General features: G+C 70.8%; 7 protein-coding genes. 5 read left to right on the top strand and 2 right to left on the bottom strand.

What is annotated here, in order from left to right; translation table 11 throughout:
• Window positions 1–85: 85 nt before the first annotated feature.
• Complete coding sequence (locus tag QM582_RS18605; RefSeq protein ID WP_415086944.1) at window positions 86–982, bottom strand: hypothetical protein; 897 nt, start codon at window positions 980–982, stop codon at window positions 86–88.
• 64 nt (window positions 983–1,046) lie between these two features.
• On the opposite strand from QM582_RS18605, the gene QM582_RS18600 reads away from it, so the two are divergent.
• The 5 genes from QM582_RS18600 to QM582_RS18580 all read left to right on the top strand — a co-directional run bounded on the left by QM582_RS18600 (window position 1,047) and on the right by QM582_RS18580 (window position 5,035).
• Complete coding sequence (locus QM582_RS18600; RefSeq protein WP_415086942.1) at window positions 1,047–1,802, top strand: VC0807 family protein; 756 nt, start codon at window positions 1,047–1,049, stop codon at window positions 1,800–1,802.
• Window positions 1,803–1,806: 4 nt separating this feature from the next.
• On the top strand, window positions 1,807–2,049 hold the full coding sequence (locus tag QM582_RS18595; RefSeq protein WP_415086940.1) for a hypothetical protein: 243 nt from the start codon (window positions 1,807–1,809) through the stop codon (window positions 2,047–2,049).
• 7 nt (window positions 2,050–2,056) lie between these two features.
• A complete protein-coding gene (locus QM582_RS18590; RefSeq protein ID WP_415086946.1) occupies window positions 2,057–3,403 on the top strand; it encodes a hemolysin family protein in 1,347 nt (448 codons plus the stop codon).
• The gene (gene era / locus QM582_RS18585; protein ID WP_415086938.1) at window positions 3,403–4,317 is read left to right on the top strand and encodes a GTPase Era; all 915 of its coding nucleotides are present in this window, start codon (window positions 3,403–3,405) and stop codon (window positions 4,315–4,317) included. The genes QM582_RS18590 and era overlap by 1 nt, the downstream gene beginning before the upstream one ends.
• A gap of 211 nt (window positions 4,318–4,528) precedes the next feature.
• Window positions 4,529–5,035: a 2-oxo-4-hydroxy-4-carboxy-5-ureidoimidazoline decarboxylase gene (locus tag QM582_RS18580; RefSeq protein WP_415086936.1), complete on the top strand. Its 507-nt coding sequence runs from the start codon at window positions 4,529–4,531 to the stop codon at window positions 5,033–5,035.
• Window positions 5,036–5,251: 216 nt separating this feature from the next.
• Here QM582_RS18580 and QM582_RS18575 read toward each other — a convergent pair.
• The coding region (locus tag QM582_RS18575) for an amidase family protein (protein ID WP_415086935.1) at window positions 5,252–6,589 on the bottom strand (1,338 nt) is incomplete at its 5' end.

The following is a 6,589-nucleotide window of genomic DNA, read 5'->3' as shown; positions in this document are numbered from 1 at the left end:
CTCGCCGAACTCGGCGAGCCCCAAATAGTTAGGCGAGCGCCGGGAGGGAGGGCCGGGGTGGGCCGGGGTCGGGGCGCCCAGGAGCTCAGCCGGTGTGGGCGGACAGCGGCGGCCACCAGCCGCCTTCGACCAGGTCGGCGTGGGGGCTGACGGTCAGCCGGCGATAGAGGTACTCGCCGACCGTGGGGGTCAGTCGTTCGATGGCGTGGTGCAGCAGATCCTGGACGTGTTGCGCGGGCCAGTCGGCGGGCAGCAGGTCGGGTGGCAGGGCCGGTGCGCTGTACCGCGGCGATCCGGCGATCGTGCCGGCCTCGAACATCAGCCGCAGCGCGTCGGTTCCCTCGGGACGCGGCTCGGCGGCGAGTCGGTCCAGCAGTCGTTCCAAGTCGGTGGCGGCACGATGCAGGTCGGCGGCCCGGGCGGGCAGCGACCAGGCGGTGGCGGCCATCCGGCGGGCGGCGTCCGGATCGAGGCTGAGCATCCCGACCTCGACCATCCCGACCTCGATCATCCCGACCTCGATCATCGGGGCGGCGGCGTCCGCGCGAGCCGGGACCTGCTCGACGAACTCGGGCGCGGTCAGCCCGATCAGCAGACCCGGCCGGGGCTGGCCGAAGCCGGCCCGCGCCGCCGCGCCCAGCAGGCGTTCCCGCCGGACCCGCAGCCGCTCGGGGATGTCGTGGACGACAACGTGGAAGGCGCCCGTCCAGGGTGGGGGAGTGTCGCCGTAGCGCAGCCTCGACCAGCGTTCCAGGTAGCCACCAGCGAGTCGGTAGACGCTGACCCGACCCACCCGGCGGCGTTCCAGCTGGCCCTGGCGCAGCATTCGGGCGAGCAGCTGCCGGGTGGTCGGCTCGGCGAACCCGAGCGTGGCCATCACCTCCACCAGGATCGGCCCGGGCACCGCGTCGGCCTGCAGGACGCCGAAGGCGAACCCGATGCCGCTGCGCGAGTGCTCGGGTAGGTCGTCGGTCGGTGCCACGGACTGAGCCTATCGAAACATGACGCGGAGGCTGTGACTCACGATGCAGATGTAGGGTATTGACATGGTTGCTGAGCGCGACGACGTCCCCGCCTCCACCGCCGAGACCAGCGAGTCCGGCGATTCGACGAAGGAGGCACCTCGACCAGGACGACGCTGGGACGTCCGCGAGATGGTGATCGGGCTGCTGGTCTCGATGGTCTTCGACATCGGCCTGTCGATCGCCATCTTCAGCGTCGCGAAGAACCTGGGCGCCAGCGATCTGGCGGCCTACCTGTACTCGTCGATCGGGCCGCTGGTCGGCATGGCGATCGAGTTCGTCCGGCACCGGCGGATCGACATCGTCGGCGTGGTGATCCTGGCCGTCATCGCGCTGTCGCTCGCGGTCACCCTGATCGGCAGTGATGACCCGACGGTGCTGTTGCTGAAGGATTCGGCGCTGACCGGCGGGCTGGGGGTGGTGATCCTGGCCAGCCTGACGCCGCTGTTCCCGCGTCCGCTGATGTACTACCTGGGCCGCAAATTCGGTACCGACGGCACCGAGGCCGGGACCGCCTGGTGGGCCTCGCTGTGGCAGTACCCGAGCTTCCGGCGCTCGCAGCGGGTGATCACCGGGGTCTGGGGTGCTGGCTACCTCGCCGAAGCGATCGCCAAGGTGGCCTGGGTGCTGGCGCTGCCCTTCGACACCGCCTACCTGCTCAACCAGGTGGTGCCGCTGGCCGTCACCGTCGTGCTGATGGTCTGGACGATGTGGTACGCGGCCCGGACCCGGCGTGCCGGAGAGCGACGGGCGTCCCGGTCCGCCCCACCGCTCGCCTAACTATTTGCCGCTCGCTGAATTCAGCGAGCGGCAAATAGTTAGGCGAGCGCTGCGCAATCGGGCGCTGGGCCGCGGGCACGTCCCGCCGGGCACGTCCCGCCGGGCACGTCCCGCCCGGAACGGCATCGATCGGCATGTCCTGGGGCGAGCGCTGGACGGGTGGGCGACCATGTCGATCGGCCGACTGTCGGGGTCCGGCCCGGCTGGCGTAGACTGTCGCCTCGATTCCCCGGTGCGAAGCGAGTGATGGAACCCTGTTAACCGACCTGGAATGGTTCGAGCTGGCTGTTGCAGCCGCCTGCGTGTTGTTGGCCGCACTGCTGGTCACCGCCGAAGCCGCACTGCAGTCCTTCTCCAAGAGCCGCGCCCGCCGGCTGCTGGACGAGGGCCGCGGCGGCGCCAAGGAACTCGTGCATATCACCGAGGACCCGGCACCCACCCTGAACACCCTGCTGTTCGTCCGGATCCTCGCCGAGACGGTCGCGGTCGTGATGGTGGCGCTGTTCGTCTTCGGACGCTTCGAGGCCACCTGGGAGCGGCTGCTGTACTCGGTCGCGCTGATGGTGGTGATCTCGTTCATCCTGCTCGGCGTCGCCCCGCGCACCCTGGGCCGGCAGCACGCGGACGCCGTGGCGCTGGCCTCCGCCCGTCCGCTCTCGCTGCTGACCACCGTGCTGGGGCCGATCCCGCAGGTGATGATCCTGATCGGCAACGCGCTCACCCCCGGCAAGGGGTTCGCCGACGGCCCGTTCAGCTCCGAGGCCGAGTTGCGCGAACTGGTCGACTTCGCCGAGGCGTCCGACATGATCGAGGCCGACGAGCGGAAGATGATCCACTCGGTCTTCGACCTGGGCGACACGATCGCCAAGGAAGTCATGGTGCCGCGCACCCAGATGGTCTACATCGAACGGACGAAGACTCTCCGGCAAGGGGTTTCGCTGGCGCTGCGGTCGGGTTTCAGCCGGATCCCGGTGATCGGCGAGGACGTCGACGACGTCTGCGGGGTGCTCTACCTGAAGGACGCGATTCGCCGGATGTACGACAATCCGCGGGCGCAGGCGACCGAGACCGTCGACTCGCTGATGCGCAAGCCGACCTTCTGCCCCGACTCCAAGCCGGTGGACGAGCTGCTCCGTGAGATGCAGCTGACCCGCTCGCACGTGGTGATCGTGGTGGACGAGTTCGGCGGCACCGCGGGCCTGGCCACCATCGAGGACATCCTGGAGGAGATCGTCGGTGAGATCGTCGACGAGTACGACCAGGAGGTGCCGCCGTCGGTGGAGATCGGGCCGAACCGGTTCCGGATCTCGTCGCGGCTCAGCGTCGACGACCTGGGTGAGCTGTTCGGGCTGAAGGTCGACGACGACGACGTCGACACCGTGCTCGGCCTGATGGGCAAGGAGTTGAACAAGGTGCCGATCCCCGGTTCCGTGGTCACCTGGGAGGGCATTCAGTTGGTGGCCGAACGCGGCATCGGACGCCGCAACAGCATCCTCACCGTGCTGGCCTCGCTGGTCGAGGAGCCCGCGGCGGATCCGGCCGAGGGCGGGGTGGACGCCGCCGCCAAGCTGGCGTCCGAGTCGGCGAAGCGGGCCAGCTGATGCATCGCTCCGGATTCGCCTGTTTCGTCGGACGCCCCAACGCCGGCAAGTCGACCCTGACCAACGCCATCGTCGGGCAGAAGGTGGCGATCGCGTCCTCGCGTCCGCAGACCACCCGGCACGCCGTCCGCGGCATCGTGACCAGGCCGGACGCCCAGCTGGTCATCATCGACACCCCCGGCCTGCACCGGCCGCGCACCCTGCTCGGCGAGCGGCTGAACGACCTGGTCTACGCGACCTGGTCGGAGGTGGACGTGATCGGCGTCTGCCTGCCCGCCGACCAGCGGATCGGCCCCGGCGACGAGTTCCTGGTCGGCGAGATCGCCAAGCTGCCCAAGCGTCCGGTGCTGGTGGCGCTGGCCACCAAATCCGACCTGGTCGGCAAGCAGCGGATGGCCGAGCACCTGCTGAAGATCGCCTCGCTGGAGGAGAAGCTCGGCATCCGCTGGGCCGAGGTGGTGCCGGTCAGCGCCGTCACCGACGACCAGGTCGACCTGGTCACCGACGTGCTGATCGCCCAGTTGCCCGAGGGACCCTCCTACTACCCGGACGGCGAGGTCACCGACGAGCCGACCGAGACGCTGATCGCCGAACTGATCCGCGAGGCGGCGCTGGAGAAGATGCACGAGGAGCTGCCGCACTCGATCACCGTCGCCATCGACGAGATGGGGTTGCGCGAGGGACGTCCCGAGCACAAGCCGCTGCTGGACGTCTACGCCTCGCTGATCGTGGAGCGCGACTCGCAGAAGGGCATCGTGATCGGCCACCGCGGCTCGGTGCTGCGCGAGATCGGGACGGCCGCCCGGGCTCAGCTGACCGCCCTGCTCGGCACGCCGGTGCACCTCGACCTGAAGGTGAAGGTGCTGAAGGACTGGCAGCGCAACGCCAAGCACCTGAACCGGCTGGGCTTCTGAGCTTGCCGGCCGTGCCGTGACCCGAAAGGGCTCCGGCCCGGTGGTTGTCCGGTGACCGATACACCCGCGCAATGGATGCCGCCATCGGCTGAAACATCGGGTTTCTAGGGTCGTGGTCTGAGGTTCACAGGGCATCGCGGATCGAGGAGTGCAGGATGATCAGGATCGAGCTCCCGTCGGGACCGGCGGACGTTGTATCGGAGTGCGGCCGATGACCGTCGTCATGGCCACGGCGGTCGATGTTGAGGAATTCAACCAGCTGCCTGAGGCCGAGGCGATCGAGCTGCTGATGAATTGCGCCCGCGTCCAGTGGTGGGCCGACGAGCTGGTCGCCCGGCGTCCGTTCGGCCGTCGCAACGAGCTGCTGAGCACGGCGTCCGACCTGACCGGGCTGTGGAGTTGGGCGGACGTCATGGAGGCGCTCGTCGGCTACTGCCGGTTCGGCAGCCCGCTGGACGGCGGCGGAGACGCCCGGCTGTCGCGCGCCGAGCAGGCGGGGGTCGGTGACACCATCGCCGGCGAGTTGCGTGCCGTCAGCGACGCCTACCAGCAGCGCTTCGGCCGGGAGTTCGTGGTCCGGACGACGGAGCGATCGGCGTCCGAGATCCTGCGGATCGGCTACCGCAGGCTCCGGCTCGACGAGCAGGCCGACCGGGCCGCCACCACGCTGGAGCTGCGCGACATCGCCCGGCGGCGACTGAACGCGCTGATCGGCTGACCGCCCGGACGGCATCACCAGCCACACCCGCCCCCATACCCGGTATACCCCTGCCTAACTATCTGTGCCCTCCCGAATGTGGGAGGGCACAGATAGTTAGGCAGGGCCTTGTCGGCGGGGCGCAAGGGAGCGCCGACGACGCACCAAGCGCCGACGACGCACCAAGCGCCGCCGACGCACCAAGGGCCGCCGACACCAAGGGATCGGTCGGTGCGGTCAGGCCAGGGACGCGGCCAGGTCGATCAGGGCCAGGTCGCTGCCGCGGGGACCGACCAGGCAGACCCCGAGCGGGCCCTGCGGGGTTTCCAGCACCGGGGCGCTGACGGCGGGGCGTCCGGTGATCCCGGCGATGCAGGTGAGCCGGAAGGTGGCCTGGCGGTGGGCGTCCACGGCGGCCGGCGAGGCCCACAGTTTCGGGGCCGGTCCGGACGCCGAGGGCAGCAGCAGCACGCCGTGACCGAGAGCCGCGTCCAGTTCGGCGCGCAACCGACCCAGTGTCTCGCGGGCGGCCTCGTCCTGGCTCTCGGTGATCGCGGACGCCGCCGCGAACCGCTCGCCGGCAGCCCCCTTGAGCGCGCCGGGGTGGGCGGTCACCCAGGCGCCGTGCCGCTGCCAGGCCTGGAAGGCCTGATGCACCCGGAACGCCTCGGCGGCCGCCCCGAGATCGGGCAACGTCACCGGTTCCGCCTGGAACGGACGCCCGGCGAGCCAGCCGTCGAACAAGGCCTCGACGCCGTCCTCAAGACGAGGAAGGGCTGCCGGCACCCGGAACGAAGGAACCGTCCCCTCGTCCCACGCTGCAGGGGAGTGGGACGAAAGAACCGTCCCCTCGTCCCACAGCGCCGCCGCGGCCCGACGCAGCAGCCCGGCGTCGCGGGTCAGCACCCCGACCGTGTCGAAGTCGACGGCGAGCGGAAGCAGTCCCTCGGCGGACACCAGGCCGTGCGTGGAACGCCACCCCCACAAGCCCTGATAGCTCGCCGGGACGCGCACCGAACCGCCGGTGTCGGTGGCCAGGCCGATGGACGCCGCACCCAGCGACACCGCGGTCGCGCTGCCGCTGGACGACCCGCCCGGCAGCCCGCCGGGGGCCACCGGGTTCACCGGTGTTCCGTAGTGCGGGTTGTCCCCGGCCAGGCTGTAGGCGAACTGGTCGGTCCGGGTGATGCCGGCCACCGCGGCACCGGCGGCGCGCAACCGGGCCACCGCGGCGCTGTCGACGAGCTCGGCGGACGCCTCCGTTAGATAGGCCGGGACGCCGGCGCCGATCGGCTGACCGGCCACCGCGAACAGGTCCTTCACCGCGACCCGCTCGCCGTCCAGCGACCCCGAACCGGTCGGGCCGGCCAGCGGATCGCCGACCACCCGCCACACCGAGGCGTCGAAGGTCACCGGGGGAGGGGCGACGTGGGCGGTGCGCACCCGCCAGGCGCCGTCCGCCCCCCGCTGCCACACCTGGGTCTGCAGTCCGCGTCCGCCCCGCCGCGGCGCGGTCACCGCGACGATCGCGGCGGCGTCCGGGGCCAGCGGGTAGACCCGCACCTCGGCCAGTCG

It is taken from the genome of Micropruina sp. (assembly GCF_047607385.1).
Lineage (GTDB): Bacteria > Actinomycetota > Actinomycetes > Propionibacteriales > Propionibacteriaceae > Micropruina.
This window is presented reverse-complemented; position numbering and strand designations above follow the sequence as displayed.

What these genes read in the sequence shown, in the direction of transcription:
- QM582_RS18600 (WP_415086942.1), top strand. Translation starts at nt 1,047, where the DNA reads ATGGTTGCTGAGCGCGACGACGTCCCCGCCTCCACCGCCGAGACCAGC.
- QM582_RS18580 (WP_415086936.1), top strand. Translation starts at nt 4,529, where the DNA reads ATGACCGTCGTCATGGCCACGGCGGTCGATGTTGAGGAATTCAACCAG.
- era (WP_415086938.1), top strand. Translation starts at nt 3,403, where the DNA reads ATGCATCGCTCCGGATTCGCCTGTTTCGTCGGACGCCCCAACGCCGGC.